Origin of the sequence: Micromonospora sp. MH99, from assembly GCF_021442385.1 — a bacterium.
Classification (GTDB): Bacteria; Actinomycetota; Actinomycetes; order Mycobacteriales; family Micromonosporaceae; genus Micromonospora.
This window is the reverse complement of the sequence record NZ_MUZA01000016.1, coordinates 89,117-108,433: the sequence shown is the minus strand read 5'-3', so window position 1 is coordinate 108,433 and position 19,317 is coordinate 89,117. Positions and strand designations below refer to the sequence as shown.

Below are 19,317 nucleotides of genomic sequence, written 5' to 3'. Positions count from 1 at the left end.
CTGCCCGCCGCGCCGAGGCGGTGCGGCAGACCGCGTACCCCCGTCCGGGCGTCGTCGGCCAGGTCCGGCAGCACGTTGGCGAAGTGCGCGCCGGCCCCCAGGCAGGCCGCCGCCGCCAGCAGCCAGGCCGGCGGGGTCGGCTCGCCGGGCAGCGCCAGCACCACGAAGCCGGGCAACGCGCCGAAGGACACGGCGTACGGCACCACCGAGAAGACGGTGGCCTTGAGCGGCCAGTCGTAGAGCAGCGCGGAGACGAGGGCGACGGTCAGCCAGAGCGCCGCCGGAGGGTTCGTGGTCAGCGCCAGCAGCGGGCAGGCCAGCGCGGCCGCCGCCGCGGCCCAGGCCGTGACGCGCCGGCCCACCGCGCCGGCGGCGACCGGTTTGTCGGTACGCCCCACAGTGGCGTCCCGCTCGGCGTCCAACGCGTCGTTGGTCCAGCCGACGGCGAGCTGGCTGGCGAGTACGGCGAGCACCACCGAGACGATTCCCGACGGCCGGTGCCCCACCCCCCAGGCCAGCAGACCGGACACCGTGGTCACCGCGACGGCCGGTTCCGGATGGCTCGCTCTGACCAGCCCTAACACCCTCGACGACATAAGGGAAGTCTGGTCGTTACCGAGCAGTCGTGCCACGCTCGGTGCCATGCGAGACGTGGCTGCGGCCGCGGCGTCCACCGGTCCCCGGGTGCTGCCGCGCAACGACCCGCGCCAGTACGACGACCTGGCCGGCGAGTGGTGGCGGCCCGATGGCGCGTTCGCGATGCTGCACTGGCTGGCCGAGGCCCGCGCGGCGCTCGTGCCGCCGGCGACCCGCCCGGGCGCGGTCCTTGTCGATCTGGGTTGCGGCGCCGGGCTGCTCGCGCCGCACCTCGCCGGCAAGGGATACCGGCACGTCGGTGTCGACCTGACCCGCTCGGCGCTGGTCCAGGCCGCCGGGCACGGGGTGCGCGTGGTCCAGGGTGATGTCACCGCGGTGCCGTTGCCGGACGGGTGCGCCGACGTGGTCTCGGCCGGTGAGCTGCTGGAACATGTCCCGGACTGGCCGCGCGCGGTGGCCGAGGCGTGCCGGCTGCTGCGCCCCGGCGGCCTGCTGGTGCTGGACACGCTCAACGACACGGCGCTGGCCCGGCTGGTCGCGGTACGGATCGCCGAGCGGCTGCCGACCGTGCCGCGTGGCATCCACGATCCACGGTTGTTCGTGGACGCTCGCGCGCTGGTGGCCGAGTGCGCCCGGCACGGTGTCGAGCTGCGTCTGCGCGGCATCCGTCCGCAGGTCGGTGGCCTGGTCGGCTGGCTGGTGCGCCGGGCGCGCGCGGCGCGGACGCCGGGCGCGACGTCGACGGGCCGGGTCCCGCGCATCGTGCCGACGCGGTCCACCGCCGTGCTGTACCAGGGCCAGGGGGTCCGCAGAGGATAGTCGGCTTCGTGGCGGGGTATGGGACGCCGAGGAGGAAGCGATATGACGGTGCACGCGCTTGAGGCGGCCCGCCGGTTGGCGCCGCGGTTCGCCGCGCGCGCGGCGGAGCACGACCGGGACGGCTCCTTTCCGGTCGACGACTTCCGCGACCTGCGGGAGGCCGGCCTGTTCGGGCTGATGGTGCCCCGCGCGCTGGGTGGCCTGGGCGCCAGCTTCGCCGAGTACGCCGCGGTCGCCACCGAACTTGCCCGGGGCAACGGCGCGACCGCGCTGGTGTTCAACATGCACGCCTCGGTGACGGGCGCGCTGGGCGCGGTCACCGAGGAGTTGGCCGAGGCCCTGGGTGTGCCGGACGAGGCGCTGGCCGCCCGGGACCGACTGCTCACCGCCGCCGCGGAGGGCTCCTGGTACGCCGTGGCGATGAGCGAGCGCGGCGCAGGTGCGCGACTCTCGGCGTTGAGCACGGTCTACGAGGCGACCGACGAGGGGTGGCACCTCAAGGGCAGCAAGACGTTCTGCTCCGGTGCCGGGCACGCCGACGGTTACCTGGTGGCCGCGCGCAGCTCCGCCGACCAGTCGGTGGTGTCGCAGTTCCTGGTGCCGGCCGGTGACGGTCTGAGCGTCGAGCCGACCTGGGACGCCCTCGGCATGCGCGCCACGTCGTCGCACGACCTGCATCTGGACGTCACCGTGCCGACCGACCGGCTGCTCGGCGGGGTGGAGGGGCTGGCGCTGGTGGTCGCCCAATTGATGCCGCACTGGCTGGTGGCCAGTTACGCGGCCGTCTACGTGGGGGTGGCCCGGGCGGCGATCGACGCGGCGGCCGAGCATCTCAACGCCCGCAACCTGGCCGGCCTGCCGGCGGTGCGGGCGCGGCTGGGCCGGGCGGACGCGGCGACCGCGGCGGCCCAACTGGTGGTGGCCGAGGCGGCCCGCCGGGTGGACGACGCCCCGGGGGACGCGGAGACCAACCGCTGGGTGTGGCGGGCGAAGCTGCTGGCCGGCACCACTGCCGCCGAGGTGGCGGCGTCGATGCTGGAGGCGGCGGGGACGTCGGCGACCCGGCGTGGTCACCCGTTGGAGCGGCTCTACCGGGACGCCCGCTGCGGCTCGCTGCACCCGGCCACCTCGGACGTCTGCGCCGACTGGCTGGGCATCGCCGCTCTGGGCGGGGACCCGGATCGCGACGCATCGGTACCGCGTTGGTGAGCCCGCGCGGCGTTACACGTACGGGGGAGGTGCCGGCCGAGGTGGCCGGTGGGACGGCCAGGGGGAGGACAGCGTCTGACGAGAGGTGGGGATCGTGTCCGTACCAGTGATCGCGGGGCTCGGGACAGCACAGCCGCCGTCCGCTTCGCAGGACGAGTTGTGGGAGGGCTTCTTCTCCCGGCACTTCACCGGCACCACCCGGTCGTTGGCCCAGCGGATCTTCGCGAACTCGGGGGTGACCCGACGGCAGGCCGCGGTCAACCCGCTGCTCGAGGACGTCTCGGACTGGCCGACCGAGCGCCGGATGCGTCGGTACCAGGTGGAGGCGCTGCCGCTCGGCAAGGAGGCGGTGGGGCGTGCGCTGACGGCCGCCGGTCTGGACGCCAGCGACATCGGGCTGTTCATCGTCTGCTCCTGCACCGGGTACGCCACCCCGGGGCTGGACATCCTGCTCGCCCGCGACCTGGGCATGGCAGCGGACACGCAGCGGATGTTCGTCGGCCACATGGGCTGCTACGCGGCGCTTCCGGGGTTGGGCGCGGCGAGTGACTTCGTGACCGCCCGGGGCCGGCCGGCGCTGCTGCTCTGCGCGGAGCTGACCAGCCTGCACATCCAGCCGTCCACCGCCCGGGTGGACACCCAGCAGATCGTGTCGCACGCGCTCTTCTCGGACGCCGCGGTCGCCGCCGTGCTGGTGCCCGGCGGTCGGGGGTACGCGTTGCGTGAGGTCACGTCGGTCACCGACACCTCGACCGCCGACCACATGACCTGGGACGTCACCGACGCGGGGTTCCGGATGGGGCTGTCGCCGAAGGTGCCCCAGGTCCTCTCCCGGCACGTCCGGGGGCTGGTGGATGACCTGTTGGCCCGGCACGGCGGCGTCAGTTCCGACGTGGACGGCTGGGCGGTGCATCCGGGTGGGCCCCGCATCCTCAACGTGGTGGAGCGGGAACTGGCCCTGCCGCCGGAGGCGTTGGCCGCGTCCCGGGCGACGCTCGACGAGCACGGCAACTGCTCGTCGCCGACAGTCCTGCTGATCCTGGACCGGTTGGGCCGTTCGACTCCGGCGCCCCGGCGGGTCCTCATGCTGGCGTTCGGTCCGGGCCTCACCCTGTACGCCGCCCTGCTGGATCGACAGGACTGAGCGCCGGCGACCCGACCGGTACGCTCACCACATGGATGCGGCGGACGGCCGGCTGCGGTCGGCGGTGCTGGCCGGGGTGACCCTGGCCGCGCTGGCGGTCGGCGGCTGGTGGTGGCGTGCCGCCGCGCCCACGCCGATGGCCGGGCCGGTGGGCGTACCGAGCGCCGAGCCGAGCGTCAGCACCGAGTTGGAGCGTGTCCTGGCCCGTGGTGTGCCCGAGGGGCGGGTGACGGTGCGGGTGGATCCCGAAACGGGCGAGGCCGTGCGGGTGGAGAGCCGCTCCCCTCTGGTCGACCCGGCGACGGGCACCGTCGTCGATCTCGGCGACGATCAGGGCGTGCTGTCTCCCGGGAGTGACCTGCCCTCGTTCCGCATGATGGTCTGGCGGGAGCAGCGAGAGCTCACCCCCGGCCAGGAGGTGACGCGTCAGTCGGCGGACGACGGCTCGCGCTATCTGCTGCAGTACCGGTGCACCCGACCGGGCACGCTGGCGGTGACGGGCACGGGGGCCGGGATCGCCGGCCCGCCGCGCATCGACTGCGACGGCACGCTGGCCTCCGCTGAGGTGCTGCCCGGCGGGGGGCCGTTCCGGGTGACCCTGTCGGCCGTCGGTGACGAGCCCATCGACGTCCAGGCGCAGCTCGTCGCGCTGCCCCCCGCGTAGGACGACCGCTCAGCGGGTCAGGGCGATCAGGTCGTCCTGGTACGCGTCGACCGACCCCGGGTCCGGCAGCACCCGGGTCACCACCCCGGTGCGGTCGACCAGCAGCGCGTTCGCGGCACCGGGCCCGAGGAACGAGCGCAGCCCACCAGCGGGGTCGGCCAGCGCCCGGACGCCCCTGGTCGGCGGTGCGGTCGCGACAGCCCGTCCTTCGCTAACGGTGACGACTGTGACACCGGCGGGCGCCGCCGCCACGGCCTCGGTGACGACGTCCGGGCAGCCGCAGTCGTCCACGAGGATGATCATGGCGGGCAGCAGGCCACGCAGCGGCACCGGCGCCTGCCCGGCGTCGACCAGGTCCAGCGCGGGCAGCGGCTGGCCGGTGAGCGTCACGGGCGGCGTCGAGGGCGCCGGGGTGGGTCGGTCGGTGCCCCGGCCGACGCGGGGCCAGGTCACGGCGACCAAGCCGGCCAGGGTGGTGAGCATCGCCACCAGCAGGACCAGCAGCGGCAGGGTGAGGGCGCGGTGCCCGGTGTGGCGGCCGGCCGCCCGGCGCAGCTCGCGGCGCACCGCGGCTGCCTCGCTCGCCAGGGCCGAGGCGTCGTCGGGGACGACGACGCGGCCCCACTCGGGTGGCAGGTCGGGCAGGCCGTCGGGAGGCCCGTGGCCCTCTGCGTCCGGCTTGCCCATCGGACCCCCTCCGAAGCGTCTCGAGAGCGGAGTGCGGCTCGGACTCCAGCGTCCCGCACCAGGGGCACCTCCCGCTACACCTGGGCGCGTTTCCGCCGGGCGGGATACCATGGGAGGAGCGCATTGCCCTTGATCTCGACGTTCTGTTCACCCGTACCGGGAAGTCATCCGTGCGTTACGGAGCGTGTTCGAACCATCGGTTTGACCGCCTGTCAAGCTGAAGAAAGACCTCTCACAGGGCCCCTGAGCTGCGCCAACGGTCAGGACATCGGTGAGACATCGTTGCCTGAGCGTGTTACCCTAGACACAGCGAAAGGGGTTTCGAACCTATGGTTTTCAGTGTCGGCGAGACCGTTGTTTACCCCCACCACGGGGCCGCACTCATCGAGGCAATCGAGACTCGGGTCATCAAGGGCGAGCCCAAGCAGTATCTCGTCCTGAGGGTCGCGCAGGGTGACCTGACGGTCCGGGTGCCGGCCGAGAACGCCGAGATCGTGGGCGTCCGTGAGGTGGTCGGCGAAGAGGGCCTCGGCAAGGTCTTCGACGTTCTCCGGGCTCCGCACACCGAGGAGCCGACCAACTGGTCGCGGCGTTACAAGGCCAACCTGGAAAAGCTGGCCTCCGGCAACCCGCTGAAGGTCGCCGAGGTCGTGCGTGACCTGTGGCGCCGGGAGCGGGAGCGGGGCCTCTCCGCAGGCGAGAAGCGGATGCTGGCCAAGGCCCGCGACATTCTCGTCGGCGAGGTCGCGCTGGCTGAGAAGAGCACCAAGGACGAGGCGGAGACGCTGCTCGACAAGGTCCTCACCGAGGCCTAGTCCGCACAGCATCGTCGTACCCACTTCGTAGCGAAGAAACCACCGAGGACCGCGACGTGACCGCGCAGCTCAATCCGCGCGGTGACGTCGCGGTCCTCGTGCCTGCGGCGGGTGCCGGCGTACGGCTCGGTCCCGGCCGACCCAAGGCGCTGCGCCTGCTCGCTGGCGAGCCGTTGCTGGTGCACGCCGTACGCCGGCTCGCCGCCGCCGCGTCGGTGCACACGATAGTGGTGGCCGCGCCCGCCGCTGAGGTGGTGGGCGTCCGTGAACTGCTGGCGCCGGTGGCTCCGGTGATCGTGGTGCCGGGTGGCGCCGAGCGGCAGGCCTCGGTCGCCGCCGCGCTGGCGGCGGTGCCGGCCGGCCCGACGATCATCCTGGTGCACGATGCCGCCCGAGCGTTGACCCCGCCCGAGTTGGTCGAATCGGTCGCCGCCGCGGTCCGGGGTGGCCGGGCCGCGGTGATTCCCGTCCTGCCGGTCGTCGACACGATCAAGGAGGTCGGCGCGGACGAGGTGGTGCTGGGCACCGTCGACCGGGCCGCCCTGCGGGCGGTGCAGACCCCGCAGGGCTTCCGCCGGTCCGTCCTGACCGCCGCGCACGCCGCGGCCGGCGACCCGCTCACCGACGACGCCGGCCTGGTCGAGAAGCAGGGCATCGCCGTGAGCTGCGTGCCCGGCTCGGAGTACGCCCTGAAGATCACCCGTCCGTTCGACCTGGCGTTGGCGGAGCACCTGCTCGCCGCCGCCGGCTGACGCGTAACCTCTGATCATGATCGTTCCTCGGGTGGCCATCGGCACCGATGTGCACGCGTTCGAGCCTGGCCGGCCCTGCTGGGTGGCCGGCCTGCTCTGGCCCGACCAGGACGGTCTCGCCGGGCACTCGGACGCCGACGTCGCCGCCCACGCCGCCTGCAACGCGCTGCTCTCCGCCGCCGGCCTCGGTGATCTCGGCGCCGCCTTCGGCGTGGACCAGCCGGAGTGGGCCGGGGCGTCCGGCGTGGCGCTGTTGGCCGAGACGGCCCGCCGGGTGCGGGCCGCCGGCCTGGAGATCGGCAACGTCTCCGTGCAGATCGTCGGCAATCGTCCCAAGATCGGCCGCCGTCGGGACGAGGCCCAGCAGGTGCTCTCCGACGCCGTCGGCGCCCCGGTCACCGTCTCCGCCGCGACCACCGACGGGCTCGGTTTCGCCGGCCGTGAGGAAGGTCTGGCGGGCATCGCGGTGGCCCTGGTGTACGACGCGCCGGCCGCCTAGGCTCGCCGCGATGTCCACCGAACCCGCCCCCGACCGGTTCGCCGGCGACGGCTATCTCGAACGCGCCCAGCTCCTCGCCGAGCTGGGACGCCACGACGAGGCGGCCGGCGAGCTGACCGAAGGGCTCGCGCTGAAGCCCGCGGATTCGCAGGCCCTCACCATGCTGGCCCGGGTGCATCTCGTCGCCGACCGGCCGGCCGACGCGCTCGCCGCCGCCGACGCGGCAGTGGCCGCCGCACCGCAGGCCCTGCCGGCGCTCGTCGTCCGGGCCATGGCGCTTGTCGACCTGGGGCGCTACGCCGACGCGGCGGCCACCGCCGACCGGCTGCTGGCGCTCGGGCCGACCGACGCGTACGCCCAGCGCAGCGCGGCGGCGATCCTGGCCGACTCGCGGAACGGGCAGCCGGCGCTGAACGCGGCCTGGCGGGGGGTTGAGCTGGCCCCGCAGGAGGCGCAGGCGCACCTGGTGCTCAGCCTGGTCGCGGCCCGGCTGGAGCTGTTCGACCTGGCCGAGCGGGCCTACCGGGAGGCGCTCCGGCTCGATCCGCGCCTCAGCGAGGTCGAGCACGGCGTCGGTGTCCTGCACCTGGAGCAGCGCCGCTGGTCCGAGGCGTTGGCGCACGTGGCGGAAGCGGTCACGATGGGCCCGAGCCGTGTCGACTCCCCGCGGACCCTCGCGTACGGCCTGCACCGCCTGGTGCTCTACGGCGCGGGCTGGTCACTGGTCGCCGCGGTGGTGGTGGCGTTCGCGGCCTCGACGAGCGACGGGTTCTCCCGTGCGCTGGCGGTGCTCGCGGCCCTCACCGGCGGCGTCGTGGTCTGGCAGCTCGCGGCGCGGCTGCCGGGGCTCACCCGGACCGTCCTGCCCGCCATGCTGCATTCGGACCGCACGATGGCCCTGGCGATCTACGCGGTGGCCGCCGCGCCGGCCCTGCTGCTCGTGTACGCGGTGGTCGGCTCGCCGTGGCCGCTGGTGCTGGCGATCGTCGCCACCGCGATAGCCGAGTTCGCCGTCTTCACCAGAACAACCTTCCGCTGACCAGGCAACCCACCTTCGGCAACACCACAACACCGCAACAGATCACCAGCGTCTGTCAGCTCGCCCAGGTCAGGGTTTTCGCCGGAGCCCGCCCGCGTCGGGATCAAGCCTGACCGCCCAGAGCGGGCGGGCTCCGGCGAAAACCCCCACAGCGACTAAACAGAACGCGCCCACGTCCAGGCGTACCCCTCGTCCTCGCAGGCGCGCGCCGCGTCGCACAGGTCGAGGGGCCGGAAGGTGTCCACCATGACTGCCAACTCGTCGAAGTAGTCCGCGCCGATGGAGCGTTCGGCGGCGCCCGGCTGAGGGCCGTGGGTGAAGCCGGACGGGTGCAGCGAGATGGAGCCCTGCTCGATGCCGGAGCCGCGTCGGGCCTCGTAGTTCCCGCCGGTGTAGAAGAGCATCTCGTCGGAGTCGACGTTGTGGTGGTTGTACGGCACCGGGATCGACTGCGGGTGGTAGTCGACCTTGCGGGGCACGAACGAGCAGATGACGAAGTTGGGGCCCTGGAAGGTCTGGTGCACGGGCGGGGGCTGGTGGATGCGGCCGGTGATCGGCTCGAAGTCGTGGATGGAGAACGCCCACGGGTAGAGGTGCCCGTCCCAGCCGACCACGTCGAACGGGTGGTTGGCGTACACGTAGCGGGTCCAGCCACGACGGTGGCGGACCAGCACCTCGACCTCCTCGCCGTCGACGAGCAGCGGGGCGTCCGGGCCGCGGACGTCGCGCTCGCAGTACGGCGAGTGCTCCAGGAACTGGCCGCGGACGGAGAGGTAGCGCTTGGGTGGACCGATGTGCCCGGCCGCCTCGACGGTGAGCAGCCGGACGGGCTGGTCGCCGGTGGGTACCAGCCGGTGGATGGTCGAGGTGGGGATGACGACGTAGTCGCCGGCGACCGCGTCCAGCGCGCCGAACGGCGACTCGACCCGCAGGGTGCCCGCCTCGACGTAGAGGCAGTGGTCACCGGTGGCGTCGCGGAACAGCGGGGAGGGCCGGTCGGCGAGGACGTACCCGATGCGGACGTCGTCGTTGGCGAGCAGGTACTGCCGGCCGAGGATCGGGTCGGCGCCGCCCGCGTCGAGCTTGTGGGTGCGCAGGTGGCGCGGCTTGAGCGGCAGGTTCGGCGCACGGGTGAACGTCGGCGGGGTGAACTCGTCGGCGGCCAGGATCGCCGTAGGGGCGTGCCGGTGGTAGAGCAGCGAGGAGTCGGAGGAGAAGCCCTCCTGGCCCATCAGCTCCTCGGCGTAGAGGCTGCCGTCGGGCTGGCGGAACTGGGTGTGGCGCTTGCGCGGCACCTCGCCGACGCTGCGGTAGTACGGCATCTCGCCTCCCGATAAATCCCGTTCACCGGCCAGAGGCGTCCGATAATCGGACGCTGTTGTCCGTTCCTTGTAGCGTCCCGTACATTCTTGTTCCGTGTCAACGCAGGTGCCCGCGCTCCTTCACGGCCTGGTGGACGACGCCGCCGTCTTCCCTCCGGGCAGCGCCGCGCTGCCCGACGCCCTGGCCGCCCACCGCCGGCACCGCGCCGCCTGGTACGCCGACCTGGTGGGCCCGCTGCTCATCCCCGCCTCGACAGTCGCGGCCGGTGAGCTGAGCGGTCTCGTCGACCCGGCCGAGGGCCTCGTGATCGGGCTGATCGGTGACACCGGCATCGGTCGTCTGCCCTTCGCGCTCTCGTTCCTGGCACCCGACGGCGTCACCGCACGCCAGGTCGAGGTGGCCGTCGCCAAGCGGGGCGAGAACCCGCTGCCCGGCATCGCCGAGCTGCTGCGGCTGACCGACGAACTGCCGGACGTCGACGCCGTCTACGCCGAGCTGCCGCTGACCTTCGGGCTGATGGGCGCCCTCGACGCGGTCGCCGCCGCCCGCGCCGACGGCGTGCCGATCGCCGCCAAGTTCCGCACCGGCGGGCTGGCCGCCGAACTGTTCCCCACGCCGGCCGAGCTGGCCGCCGTGATCTGCGCCTGCCGGGACCGGAACCTGCCGTTCAAGCTGACCGCCGGGCTGCACCAGGCCGTGCGACACCTCGACCCGGAGACCGGGTTCACCCACCACGGGTACGCCAACGTGCTGGCCGCGACGCTCGCCGCGGCCGACGGGGCGGGCGTGCGGGTGGTCGCCGAGCTGCTGACCGCGCTCGACCCGCGCCCGCTGCTCGAACGCGCCAACGAACGGCTGGACGCGCCGCGCCCACTCTGGGTCGGCTTCGGCTCGTGCAGCATCCTGGAACCACTTACCGATCTGATCCGGCTGGGGCTGGTGAACGGGGGGCACGACGCATGACCTGGGTGACCGGCGTTGACGGTTCGCCGTACGGGGTGACGAACCTGCCGTACGGGGTGTTCTCCGCAGGCGGGGACGAGCCGCGGATCGGCGTACGGATCGGGTCGTGGGTGTTCGACCTGGCCGCTGCCGAGACCGCCGAGCTGGTGCTGGCCGCTGGCGCGCTGTGCCGGCCCACCCTCAACGACTTCATGGCGTTGGGACGTCCGCAGTGGACGGCGGTGCGTCAGCGGATCGTCGAGCTGCTGACCGACCCGGCCCACCGGTCGGCTGTGGAACCGCTGCTGGTGCCCCTGGCCGACGTGGAGCTGCTGCTTCCGTTCGAGGTGGCCGACTACGTCGACTTCTACTCCTCCGAGCACCACGCCTCGAACGTCGGGCAGATCTTCCGCCCCGGTCAGCCGCCGCTGCTGCCCAACTGGAAGCACCTGCCGATCGGCTACCACGGCCGCGCGGGCACCGTCGTCGTCTCCGGCACGCCCGTGGTCCGGCCCACCGGCCAGCGGGCGTCCGCCGAGGGTCCGGTCACCGGCCCGTCGGTACGCCTCGACATCGAGGCCGAGGTCGGCTTCGTGGTCGGTGTGCCCAGCCCGCTGGGGGCCCGGGTGTCCGTCGACGACTTCGCCGACCACGTCTTCGGAGTGGTGCTGGTCAACGACTGGTCGGCCCGCGACATCCAGGCTTGGGAGTACCAGCCGCTCGGCCCGTTCCTCGGCAAGTCCTTCGCCACCTCGGTCTCGGCCTGGGTGACGCCGTTGGACGCGCTGGCCGAGGCCTTCGTGCCGGCTCCGGAGCAGGACCCGCCGGTCGTCGACTACCTGCGCGACGTGCCGCACCTCGGGCTCGACCTGCGCCTGGCGGTCGAGTGGAACGGCGAACGGGTCAGCGAACCGCCGTTCGCCACCATGTACTGGACCCCGGCGCAGCAGTTGGCGCACCTCACCGTCAACGGCGCGTCCCTGCGGACCGGCGACCTGTACGCCTCGGGCACCGTCTCCGGCCCGGACCGTTCCCAGGTCGGCTCCTTCCTGGAGCTGACGTGGGGCGGGGCCGAGCCCGCGAAGGTCGGCACCGAGAGCCGTACCTTCCTGGCCGACGGCGACACGGTCACCGTCACCGCCACCGCGCCCGGCCCGGACGGCACCACAATCGCCCTCGGTGAGGTCACCGGAACCGTCCGTCCGGCCCGCTGAGCCGGCCAGTCCCGCGGGCCCGCGCCCGGCCCGCCTGCCACCTGGCTCGACCTCGGCTTCCTTTGCTCTGCTTCACCCCACGCAACACCTGGGGCCGCTCGCTGTTGCGTCCGTTGAAGCAGAGCAAAGGGTCCGCCGGGTTCACCTCGGCCCGCGTCGGAGCCGCCTGAGCGCCTGCCCGTCGGGCCGTCTCATCGATGAGACTCGTGATCGCACCGTCTGTGCGATCACCAAGCCTGGTTACCCCGTTGGTCACGCGGATCAACTCGCCCTGCCACCCGTACGGCCGGAGCACGACCGGTCGCGGGTGGCGGGGCATCCCGACGCACACGGAGGTAACGACGATGCACGATCTCACCGGAGCGCTCTGGCGCACCAGCAGCCGTTCCAACGACCAAGGGCTCTGCGTGGAGGTGGCCGACAACCTGGTCGACGTCCTCGGTCTGGTCGCTCTCCGCGACTCGAAGGACCAGGCCGGCCCCACGCTGGCCGTCAGCCCGCCGGGGTGGACAGCGTTCATCGGCGCGATCAGGGGTGGTCGCTTCGACCGCTGACCGGCACGCCGGGCACCGGTGCACGATCGGTGCCGGGCGACAGCCGGAACGGACAACGGGGCCTCCGGACGGTGAAATTCCGTCCGGGGGCCTCGTGCGGCCCGGACCGCGCGTACCGTCGACGACACGGGAGGGTGGCATGTCGACGGTGGCGGTTACCGGGTTCATCGAGGCGCACGCTGTCGATGTCTGGCGTCTGCTGACCGACCTGCCCGGCCGGGCCACCCGCCTCAGCGCGGCCGGCCCGGTCGAGGTGCTGACCCCGGGCCCGTTCGGGCCGGGCACCGCCTGGCGCGAGGCGCGCGCCCAGCCGGGCGGCGGCACCCTCACCGAGGAGTTCCTGGTGGTGGAGGCGCTCGCGCCGCAGCGTCTGGTGCTCTGTTCCTCAGGCGCCGGCGCGGACTACCGGATCACCTGGAGCCTGCGGCCGGTCCGACGTCGCCGCCGCGCCCGCACGGCGGTCACCGTCACCCAGGAGGCCGTGCCCACCGATCCGTACGGCCGGGTGGTGGCGCTGCTGCTCGGTGGCCTCGCCGCCCGGGCGGTCGAGGTGGCACTCCGGCGCGACCTCGCCGACCTGGCCGTCGCGGCCGGCACCCTCGGCTCGGTCGAGGCCGCCTGACCCGTTCGCCCGCCCACCGCGTCCCGGACAACCTGGCCGGGGTCCGGTCGGTTGCGCTGGGTAGGGTGCCGGGCGGAGGTGCGGCATGGGGTTCCCGAGGGGCCGACGACGGCTCGTGCTGGCGGCGGTGGTGCTGCTCGCCCTGGCAGCCGTCGCGGTCATCGTCCACCGGGTGCTCGCGCCGGCCGAGGTGAGCACGCCGGCGCACGGCGCGTATCCGGCCGCGCCCCGACCGGCCGCAGGTGTGGTCGGTCGGCTGCCGGTCGCCCCGTTGATCGTGGACGGCAGGCTGCGGGTGTACGCCGCACACCGCCAGGTCTACGCCGACCGCCCCGTCGACGGCCGGCACCGGACAACGCCGTACTGGTCGTACCGGCGCTGGCCGGCGGAGCTGACCGGGGTGGTGGCGAGCGGCAGCACCGTGATCAGTCGCTGGTCCGACGGCCGGCTCGTCGCGCTCGACGCGTCGACCGGGCGGGTGCGGTGGCGGGCCGACGGCCCGGTGCCCGCCGAGAACCCGGAGGTGATCCGGCGGACCGGGGCCGGCACGGTCTGGGACGCGCGCGGGCTCCTCCTCACCGACCTGGCGGACGGCCGGACGGTGCTGACGGTCACCGGTGACACGCAGGCCCGCGGGGTGGAGGTGGCCGGCGGTCGGGAACTGTGGCGAGCCGATCTGCCCGGCGCCTGCCGCAGCGACCTCGGCACCACGGCGACCGGGCAGGTGATCGGCCTGGACGCCTGCGCCGGGCCGGCCACTGTCGAGTTCCGGGATGCCGCGACGGGTGTGGTGGGCGAGCGTTGGCGACCGCCGGGCGGCCCGGATCGGCTGGTGGTCACTCCACTCGGTTGTCGTACCGGCCGGTCGGGCTGTCTGGGCCTGCGGACCGCCGGCCCCGGGGACGCCGGTGGCCGGGGCTGGCTGCTGGGCGGTGGCGGGCCGCTGGCCGCGCCCGCGCTGGACCCGGCCGGGGCCACGCTGGCCGGTGACCAGGCCATCGCCGTCGTCGACGGGGTGGCGGTGGGGCGGTCGGCGCGGACGGGCGCCGAGCTGTGGCGTTTCGCCGGCCTGGGACCGGCGCGGGTGCTCGCGGTGCAGCCCGGCCGGGCGCATCTGCTGACCGAGGCCAACGAACTGGTGACACTCGACCCGGTGACCGGGGCGCTGCTCTCCCGTTACACGCTCAACGTGGGCTCGGACGGCACGGGCTGGGCGCCCGGGGCGGTCTGGGCCGAGGACGGCTACGTCGCGGTGGAACGGCTGCGCGAGCCGGTCGACCCGAACGGCGACGACCAGCGCTACTACCTGACCTCCGAGGCGGTGATCCTGGCCGCCACCTGATCGGGGCACCGGGTCATGAAACTTTCACCCACTCTGACCAGAAAAGGTACTTTTCTCACGGTTCAGGTTTCCGGTGAGAGGGGTCGGCGCATGGCCAGCAGGGCAGCCAGATGGTGGGTCGGCGGCGTGCTCGCCGCGACCGCGGGCCTCGTGATCATGGTGCCGCCGGCGCTCGTGTCGGACGGGACGTCGGCCAGCGCGTTCGCCGCCGTGCGGGTCGCACCGTCGGACGACACGGGTGTCACCTTCGAGGTGGTGCCGGCCACGCCGACCGCCACCCCGACCACGCCGACCCCCACCCCGACCCGGCACCCGCACCCTCCGACGCCCAGCCACGGTGGAGAGTTGCCGGTCACCGGCTCGGGTGGGTCGGTCCTGCTCCTCGCCGCGCTGGGCCTGACCCTGCTGGCCGTCGGTTGGCTTGCCGCACGCCGCCGCCGACCCAGCTGACGTACCCCGGCGGATGTCAGCGTCCGGCCGGGACCCGCTCGCGGGGCGCGGCGGCGGGGGAGCGACGGGACCGGCGGGACCGACGCAGGAGCAGCGTGAGACCGGTGGCCAGCAGCAGTGCCGCGACTGTCGCCCCCAGCGTCCAGGGGGACAGCATGCGGGAGACGACGCTGCCCTTGCGGCCAACCTGACCCGGGTCGGGGAACCGGATCTGTGCGGTCAGGTTCCGCTTCACCAGACCGCTCTCCAGGTGCACCTCGGCTTTCCAGGGGCCGTTCGGCAACTCGGCGGGAAACCGGGCGACGACCTGTCCGGTGCCACCCGGGGGCAGGGTGACGCCCTCCCCGACCGGGAACGGGCCGGCCCGGCTGCCGGCCGGTCCGTCGTTCAGGGTTATCGCGCCGGTCAGGTCGACGGCACGGCCGCCGGTGTTGGTGACCTGGACGGTCAGCGACGGCACGCCTTCGGGGCTACGGGCCGGCCGCAGGTCGCCGATCGCGAAGTCGGAGGCCGGTTCGCCGCCGGGACCGACGTCGAGATACATCCGGACGCCGACCCGGTGGATCTGCTTGACCTCGCCGCTCGCCCGGGGTGTCGAGGTGGTGGACGCCCAGAGCACCCCGTACCGCTCGCCCCGGGAGGCGGGCGGTGGCACGGTGATGGTGGCCCGCACCCGGGCCTCGCCCCACGGTTCCAGCTCCACGGCGCTGCGGTCGATGGTGGTCCAAGACGTCAGCTCGTTGGCCGCGTGGCCCTCACCGAAGGTGAACGCCGAACCCTCCAGGGTCGCCGCCGCCGGGTACACGTCGACGTGGCGCGGCTCGCCGGTCCGGTTGACGATCAGCAGTTGCCGGTTGATCGTGGTGCCCGGCGGTAGGTGGTCGACGATGTAGCGCAGCGCCCGCGGGTCGTCGCGGCGGTCGGTCGGGGCCTCCAGCAACCGGATCCCGATGCTGCCCTCGTCCGATCCCGCAGCCGGCTCGGCCGCACCGGCCCGGGTCGACAGACCCGGACCGGCGAGGCAGAACAGGGCGAGCGCGACCGCGATGGTCGACCGCCCCCGGCGGTCACGCCACCGAATGTGTCACCGTGCCGGTGTAGACGCCCGCGATGCTGTCCAGCGGGACGTTGACCACCAGGGTGGGGTTCCAGGAGGCGGTGTTGCCGCCCGTGCCGCCGGAGTGGGTGAACGCGGTGAGCGGGGTGACGCTGTCCAGCGGCGCCGCGTCGCCGGCGGTGGCCTGTCCGGGCGTGAAGGTGCCGTCGCCAGTGGTGGCGGTCGCCGGGCCGGACCAGTAGTCGATCTCGGACGGCAGGACCGTCTCGGGAGGAGAACCACCGCCGGTCTGGAAGACAGTCGCCGTCACCGAGGCGACCCAGGACGCGTCGGCGGCGCCTCGGGAGTCGGTAACGGTCACCGTGCCGAGCGGGCCGGTGATGGTGCCGCCGGGTGCGCCGGTGCCCAGGTCGGCGGTGGCCGGCGCGTCGATGTCGAGGGTGCCGACGAGGACCTCGAAGGTGACCGTCGTGGTGTCGGTGGGCGCCGCGACGGCGGGTGCGGCGAGGAAGCCGACCATCGCGGCGGCGGCCGCTCCGGCGAGACAGATCTTGGCAGTACGCACTGTTCGTTACCCCGTTTTCTCGAAGTGAGCCGGCGTGGGTCCGCGCCACGCCGGCTACTTCGGAAGATAGGGCAAATAACACGCAAAACTGGACAAACCAGTCTTATGTCATCGGTTGGTCACACCGCGTCCGCTCAGGTGAGCGCCGCCTCCGCGGCGGCCAGGAACGCGTCGTTCTCGGCCGGAGTGCCGATGGTGACCCGCACGCCGTCCCCGGCGAACGGCCGGACGATCACCCCGCGCGTCTCGCACGCCTTGCCGAACGCCACGGCCTTCTCGCCAAGCGGCAGCCAGACGAAGTTGGCCTGGCTGGTCGGCACGTCCGGCACGAACTTGCGCAGCGCCTCGGTGACCCGGTCCCGCTCGGCGACGACAAGCGCGCAGCGGCGCTCCATCTCGCCGGCCTGGGTCAGCGCCGCGAGCGCGCCCGCCTGGGCGGCCGTGCTCGTCGAGAACGGGGTGACCACCTTGCGGATGGCCGCCGCCACCGCCGGCTGGGCGACCAGCCAGCCGATCCGCAGCCCGGCCAGGCCCCACGCCTTGGACAGGGTGCGCAGCACCGCCACGTTCGGCCGGTCGAGGTAGTCGAGACCGTCCGGCACCTCGGCGTCGGTGACGAACTCCCGGTACGCCTCGTCGATGACCACCAGCACGTCGTCCGGCACCGCGTCGAGGAACCGGTCCAGCTCGTCCCGGCGTACGGCTGTGCCGGTGGGGTTGTTCGGGTTGCAGACCAGGATCATCCGGGTCCGGTCGGTCACCGCCGCCGCCATGGCCGCCAGGTCGTGCCCGTGCCCGGCGTCGTTGGGCACCCGCACGCTTGTCGCGCCGCTGGTCGCCGCGATGATTGGGTACGCCTCGAACGACCGCCACGAGTAGAGGACCTCGTCGCCGGGCAGGCAGGTGGCCCGGACGAGGTGCTCGGCGAGCGCCACCGACCCGCAGCCGGTGGCGATCCGGTCCGCGTCCACGCCGTAGCGCTGCGCCAACGCGTCCCGCAGCGCGACAACGCCCATGTCCGGGTAACGGTGCGAGGCCATGACTGCCTCGGTGACCGCCTCGACCACACCGGGCAGCGGCCCGTACGGCACCTCGTTGCTGGCCAGCTTGATGGCCTCCGGCAGACCCAGCTCGCGCGCGAGGTCGGCAGGGCTGCGCCCCGGCACGTAGTTGGGCAGCGCGTCCAGGTCGGCGCGGGTCAGTCGCAGCGCGGGCTCGTGACGTCCGGAGTCGGTCATGGCGTGTCTCCCGAGGGCTGGGGGTGGTCGTCTGGGGCGGGGGAAGCGGCGGTGTCGGGGACCTCGACGACCACCGTCTGCGCGCGCTTGTCGTGCAGCGCCCGGCGCAGCGGGTGGTCGAAGAGCGGGGACAGGGAGTCGACAAGTTGCAGCAGCAGGCCGAGCCCGGCGCAGTACCAGAGCAGGGTGGGCAGGCCCAGTGTCGTCCACCGGGTCAGCGCCCGACCGAAGCCCAACGGCTGGTCGGCGGCGATCGGGACCGCCTTGATCCGCATCAGCCGCTTGCCGATGGTCTGCCCGTTGGCCGCCATGGCGGGCACCTCGTACGCCAGCCACAGCGCGGTGGCGATCACCACGATCACCACCTGGAGGAGCCCGGTCTGCTCGCTGATCGGTGGCATCCCCTCGGTGGAGGTGTTGCCCTCCAGGCCGCGCCGGAACGCCTCCCGCCAGTACGGCATCAGCTCGTCCAGCCACCGCCAGACGAACCAGCCGTTGACCAGCACGTTCAGCGCGAACACGAGACCGAAGTCGATCAGCCGGGCGACGAGCCGGCGGCCGTAACCGGCCAACCTGAGCCCGTGCGGCCGGGGCTCGGGCGGTCGGCCGAGCCAGCCCGGGGGACCGCCCTGCGGCGCCCAGCCCGGCGGCACGCCCTGCGGCGTCCAGCCCGGGGGACCGCCCTGCGGCGTCCAGCCGGGAGGACCGGTCTGCGGGGCCCCACCCGCGCCGGCCGGACCGTGCCCCGGTTGCGGGGCCGGCCCGGAGTGCGGAGGCCAGCCCGGCGCGGTGCCTACCGGTTGGTCGGTGGTCGGAGCCGCCGGGGTGACCGGTGCGGGCGGCGGCTCGGCCGGCGGCGGCCCGTCCGGCGGGGTGGCGTCGACGGGAATGGGTGCGCCGAGCCAGCCCTCGCCGTCCCAGTACCGCCGGGTCTCGGTGTCGGCGGGGTCGACATACCAGCCGGGTTGCACGCTCACGCCGACGCTCCGCTGCTGTACCTGCTGGTTCGCTCGCTCACGAGGCAACCTTAACGACGATCGTTTCGGCGGCCTTGTCGTGGAGGCACTGCTGCCAGGGCTTGTCCCAGAGCTGCCAGAACCCGTCGAGGTAGCTGCCCCCGGGCACCAGGCCGACGAGTTGCTGCGCCAGGAACCGCTTGGCGGCGGTCCAGCGGTCGAGGGCGCGGGTCGGATCGAGCGGCACGACCCGCAACTTCATGGTCTTCTTGCCGAGGGTCTGGCCGGTCCGGAACATCATCTCGACGTAGTACACGTACGAGAGCACGAGCGAAGCGGCGAAGATCGCGAGTTCCAGCCACAGCAGGGGCAGCAGGAAGTCGTGGTAGAAGTCCGGCTCCACCATCGTGCCGTCCGCCTTGACCTGGAACATGTCCGGCGCGATGACGACGAAGAAGTAGATCATCGCGGGCACGGTGAACACCATGCCGATCACCATGAAGACCGCGTAGTCGATCAGGGTGGCCAGCAGCCGGTCGGTGAAGCTGGCGAGCGGCTGCCCACCGGGGCTCAGCGTCGGCGGCGGGGCCACCGGCCGGGGTGGGCCGGGATACCACGGCGGTGGGCCGTAGCCGGGCGGCGCGTACTGCGGTGGGCCGTAGCCGGGCGGCGCGTACTGCTGTTGGATTGCGTACCCGGGTGGGGCGTGGTGCGGCGGCACGGCGTACCCCTGGAGGATCTGTCCGGGCGGCGGCGCGACGCCGCCGGCGGCGGGCGGGGGCCCACCGACCGGCGGCGTCGGGTACGGCGGAGGCTGCGTCACGCTCGA

Annotated in this window: 22 protein-coding genes; 14 read left to right on the top strand and 8 right to left on the bottom strand. The window is 73.5% G+C overall.

The features are described 5' to 3' along the window. Positions 1-596 (bottom strand): UbiA family prenyltransferase (locus B0E54_RS11795; RefSeq protein WP_234583404.1); only part of this gene is annotated, 596 nt, incomplete at its 3' end. 46 nt (positions 597-642) lie between these two features. Here B0E54_RS11795 and B0E54_RS11790 point away from each other — a divergent pair. The 4 genes from B0E54_RS11790 (at position 643) to B0E54_RS11775 (ending at position 4,433) form a co-directional block, all read left to right on the top strand. Next, positions 643-1,416 carry a bifunctional 2-polyprenyl-6-hydroxyphenol methylase/3-demethylubiquinol 3-O-methyltransferase UbiG gene (locus B0E54_RS11790; protein WP_234583403.1) on the top strand — a complete coding sequence of 258 codons (774 nt, stop codon included), beginning with the start codon at positions 643-645 and terminating at the stop codon, positions 1,414-1,416. A 42-nt stretch (positions 1,417-1,458) separates the two neighbouring features. Next, positions 1,459-2,625: an acyl-CoA dehydrogenase family protein gene (locus B0E54_RS11785; RefSeq protein ID WP_234583402.1), complete on the top strand. Its 1,167-nt coding sequence runs from the start codon at positions 1,459-1,461 to the stop codon at positions 2,623-2,625. A gap of 85 nt (positions 2,626-2,710) precedes the next feature. Further along, positions 2,711-3,769, top strand: a complete 1,059-nt coding sequence (locus B0E54_RS11780; RefSeq protein WP_234583401.1) for a type III polyketide synthase — start codon at positions 2,711-2,713, stop codon at positions 3,767-3,769. A 31-nt stretch (positions 3,770-3,800) separates the two neighbouring features. Next, positions 3,801-4,433 carry a hypothetical protein gene (locus B0E54_RS11775; RefSeq protein WP_234583400.1) on the top strand — a complete coding sequence of 211 codons (633 nt, stop codon included), beginning with the start codon at positions 3,801-3,803 and terminating at the stop codon, positions 4,431-4,433. Positions 4,434-4,442: 9 nt separating this feature from the next. Here B0E54_RS11775 and B0E54_RS11770 read toward each other — a convergent pair whose 3' ends face one another. After that, a complete protein-coding gene (locus B0E54_RS11770) occupies positions 4,443-5,120 on the bottom strand; it encodes a hypothetical protein (RefSeq protein ID WP_234583399.1) in 678 nt (225 codons plus the stop codon). Between the two features lie 329 nt (positions 5,121-5,449). Between B0E54_RS11770 and B0E54_RS11765 the strand changes: the two genes are divergently transcribed. Genes B0E54_RS11765 through B0E54_RS11750 form a run of 4 tightly spaced genes read left to right on the top strand, consistent with a single transcriptional unit; the run spans position 5,450 to position 8,225 of the window. Continuing rightward, complete coding sequence (locus B0E54_RS11765; RefSeq protein ID WP_007073334.1) at positions 5,450-5,935, top strand: CarD family transcriptional regulator; 486 nt, start codon at positions 5,450-5,452, stop codon at positions 5,933-5,935. A gap of 56 nt (positions 5,936-5,991) precedes the next feature. Next, positions 5,992-6,687: a 2-C-methyl-D-erythritol 4-phosphate cytidylyltransferase gene (ispD, locus tag B0E54_RS11760; RefSeq protein ID WP_234583398.1), complete on the top strand. Its 696-nt coding sequence runs from the start codon at positions 5,992-5,994 to the stop codon at positions 6,685-6,687. 13 nt (positions 6,688-6,700) lie between these two features. After that, positions 6,701-7,186 carry a 2-C-methyl-D-erythritol 2,4-cyclodiphosphate synthase gene (gene ispF / locus B0E54_RS11755; protein ID WP_234583409.1) on the top strand — a complete coding sequence of 162 codons (486 nt, stop codon included), beginning with the start codon at positions 6,701-6,703 and terminating at the stop codon, positions 7,184-7,186. A 10-nt stretch (positions 7,187-7,196) separates the two neighbouring features. After that, positions 7,197-8,225 carry a lipopolysaccharide assembly protein LapB gene (locus B0E54_RS11750; protein WP_234583397.1) on the top strand — a complete coding sequence of 343 codons (1,029 nt, stop codon included), beginning with the start codon at positions 7,197-7,199 and terminating at the stop codon, positions 8,223-8,225. A gap of 155 nt (positions 8,226-8,380) precedes the next feature. Here B0E54_RS11750 and B0E54_RS11745 read toward each other — a convergent pair whose 3' ends face one another. Then, complete coding sequence (locus tag B0E54_RS11745; protein WP_234583396.1) at positions 8,381-9,547, bottom strand: homogentisate 1,2-dioxygenase; 1,167 nt, start codon at positions 9,545-9,547, stop codon at positions 8,381-8,383. A 94-nt stretch (positions 9,548-9,641) separates the two neighbouring features. Between B0E54_RS11745 and B0E54_RS11740 the strand changes: the two genes are divergently transcribed. From B0E54_RS11740 to B0E54_RS11715, 6 genes are all read left to right on the top strand, one after another. Further along, on the top strand, positions 9,642-10,511 hold the full coding sequence (locus B0E54_RS11740) for a hypothetical protein (protein WP_234583395.1): 870 nt from the start codon (positions 9,642-9,644) through the stop codon (positions 10,509-10,511). Continuing rightward, positions 10,508-11,704, top strand: a complete 1,197-nt coding sequence (fahA, locus tag B0E54_RS11735; protein ID WP_234583394.1) for a fumarylacetoacetase — start codon at positions 10,508-10,510, stop codon at positions 11,702-11,704. Before B0E54_RS11740 ends, fahA begins: the two co-directional genes overlap by 4 nt. A 344-nt stretch (positions 11,705-12,048) precedes the next feature. Beyond that, positions 12,049-12,258: a DUF397 domain-containing protein gene (locus B0E54_RS11730; protein ID WP_007466013.1), complete on the top strand. Its 210-nt coding sequence runs from the start codon at positions 12,049-12,051 to the stop codon at positions 12,256-12,258. A gap of 139 nt (positions 12,259-12,397) precedes the next feature. Then, the gene (locus B0E54_RS11725) at positions 12,398-12,880 is read left to right on the top strand and encodes an SRPBCC family protein (RefSeq protein ID WP_234583393.1); all 483 of its coding nucleotides are present in this window, start codon (positions 12,398-12,400) and stop codon (positions 12,878-12,880) included. A gap of 85 nt (positions 12,881-12,965) precedes the next feature. Continuing rightward, the gene (locus tag B0E54_RS11720; protein WP_234583392.1) at positions 12,966-14,222 is read left to right on the top strand and encodes a PQQ-binding-like beta-propeller repeat protein; all 1,257 of its coding nucleotides are present in this window, start codon (positions 12,966-12,968) and stop codon (positions 14,220-14,222) included. 90 nt (positions 14,223-14,312) lie between these two features. Then, positions 14,313-14,672, top strand: a complete 360-nt coding sequence (locus B0E54_RS11715) for an LPXTG cell wall anchor domain-containing protein (protein ID WP_234583391.1) — start codon at positions 14,313-14,315, stop codon at positions 14,670-14,672. Positions 14,673-14,688: 16 nt separating this feature from the next. On the opposite strand, the gene B0E54_RS11710 is transcribed toward B0E54_RS11715, so the two are convergent. The 5 genes from B0E54_RS11710 to B0E54_RS11690 form a co-directional block, all read right to left on the bottom strand. Beyond that, the gene (locus B0E54_RS11710; protein ID WP_234583390.1) at positions 14,689-15,612 is read right to left on the bottom strand and encodes a hypothetical protein; all 924 of its coding nucleotides are present in this window, start codon (positions 15,610-15,612) and stop codon (positions 14,689-14,691) included. A gap of 127 nt (positions 15,613-15,739) precedes the next feature. Further along, the gene (locus B0E54_RS11705) at positions 15,740-16,294 is read right to left on the bottom strand and encodes a hypothetical protein (protein WP_234583389.1); all 555 of its coding nucleotides are present in this window, start codon (positions 16,292-16,294) and stop codon (positions 15,740-15,742) included. 134 nt (positions 16,295-16,428) lie between these two features. Next, positions 16,429-17,532, bottom strand: coding sequence for a histidinol-phosphate transaminase (gene hisC, locus B0E54_RS11700; protein WP_234583388.1), 1,104 nt, complete (start codon positions 17,530-17,532; stop codon positions 16,429-16,431). Further along, entirely contained in the window at positions 17,529-18,509 is a 981-nt protein-coding gene (locus tag B0E54_RS11695) for an RDD family protein (protein WP_234583387.1), read from the bottom strand. Before B0E54_RS11695 ends, hisC begins: the two co-directional genes overlap by 4 nt. 37 nt (positions 18,510-18,546) lie before the next feature. After that, positions 18,547-19,311, bottom strand: a complete 765-nt coding sequence (locus B0E54_RS11690) for an RDD family protein (protein WP_234583386.1) — start codon at positions 19,309-19,311, stop codon at positions 18,547-18,549. Between the last annotated feature and the right edge of the window lie 6 nt (positions 19,312-19,317).

Coding starts and splice junctions, on each gene's coding strand:
- B0E54_RS11790 (WP_234583403.1), top strand. CDS start 643: ATGCGAGACGTGGCTGCGGCCGCGGCGTCCACCGGTCCCCGGGTGCTG.
- B0E54_RS11785 (WP_234583402.1), top strand. CDS start 1,459: ATGACGGTGCACGCGCTTGAGGCGGCCCGCCGGTTGGCGCCGCGGTTC.
- B0E54_RS11775 (WP_234583400.1), top strand. CDS start 3,801: ATGGATGCGGCGGACGGCCGGCTGCGGTCGGCGGTGCTGGCCGGGGTG.
- B0E54_RS11770 (WP_234583399.1), bottom strand. CDS start 5,120: ATGGGCAAGCCGGACGCAGAGGGCCACGGGCCTCCCGACGGCCTGCCC.
- B0E54_RS11765 (WP_007073334.1), top strand. CDS start 5,450: ATGGTTTTCAGTGTCGGCGAGACCGTTGTTTACCCCCACCACGGGGCC.
- B0E54_RS11750 (WP_234583397.1), top strand. CDS start 7,197: ATGTCCACCGAACCCGCCCCCGACCGGTTCGCCGGCGACGGCTATCTC.
- B0E54_RS11745 (WP_234583396.1), bottom strand. CDS start 9,547: ATGCCGTACTACCGCAGCGTCGGCGAGGTGCCGCGCAAGCGCCACACC.
- fahA (WP_234583394.1), top strand. CDS start 10,508: ATGACCTGGGTGACCGGCGTTGACGGTTCGCCGTACGGGGTGACGAAC.
- B0E54_RS11730 (WP_007466013.1), top strand. CDS start 12,049: ATGCACGATCTCACCGGAGCGCTCTGGCGCACCAGCAGCCGTTCCAAC.
- B0E54_RS11725 (WP_234583393.1), top strand. CDS start 12,398: ATGTCGACGGTGGCGGTTACCGGGTTCATCGAGGCGCACGCTGTCGAT.
- B0E54_RS11720 (WP_234583392.1), top strand. CDS start 12,966: ATGGGGTTCCCGAGGGGCCGACGACGGCTCGTGCTGGCGGCGGTGGTG.
- B0E54_RS11715 (WP_234583391.1), top strand. CDS start 14,313: ATGGCCAGCAGGGCAGCCAGATGGTGGGTCGGCGGCGTGCTCGCCGCG.
- hisC (WP_234583388.1), bottom strand. CDS start 17,532: ATGACCGACTCCGGACGTCACGAGCCCGCGCTGCGACTGACCCGCGCC.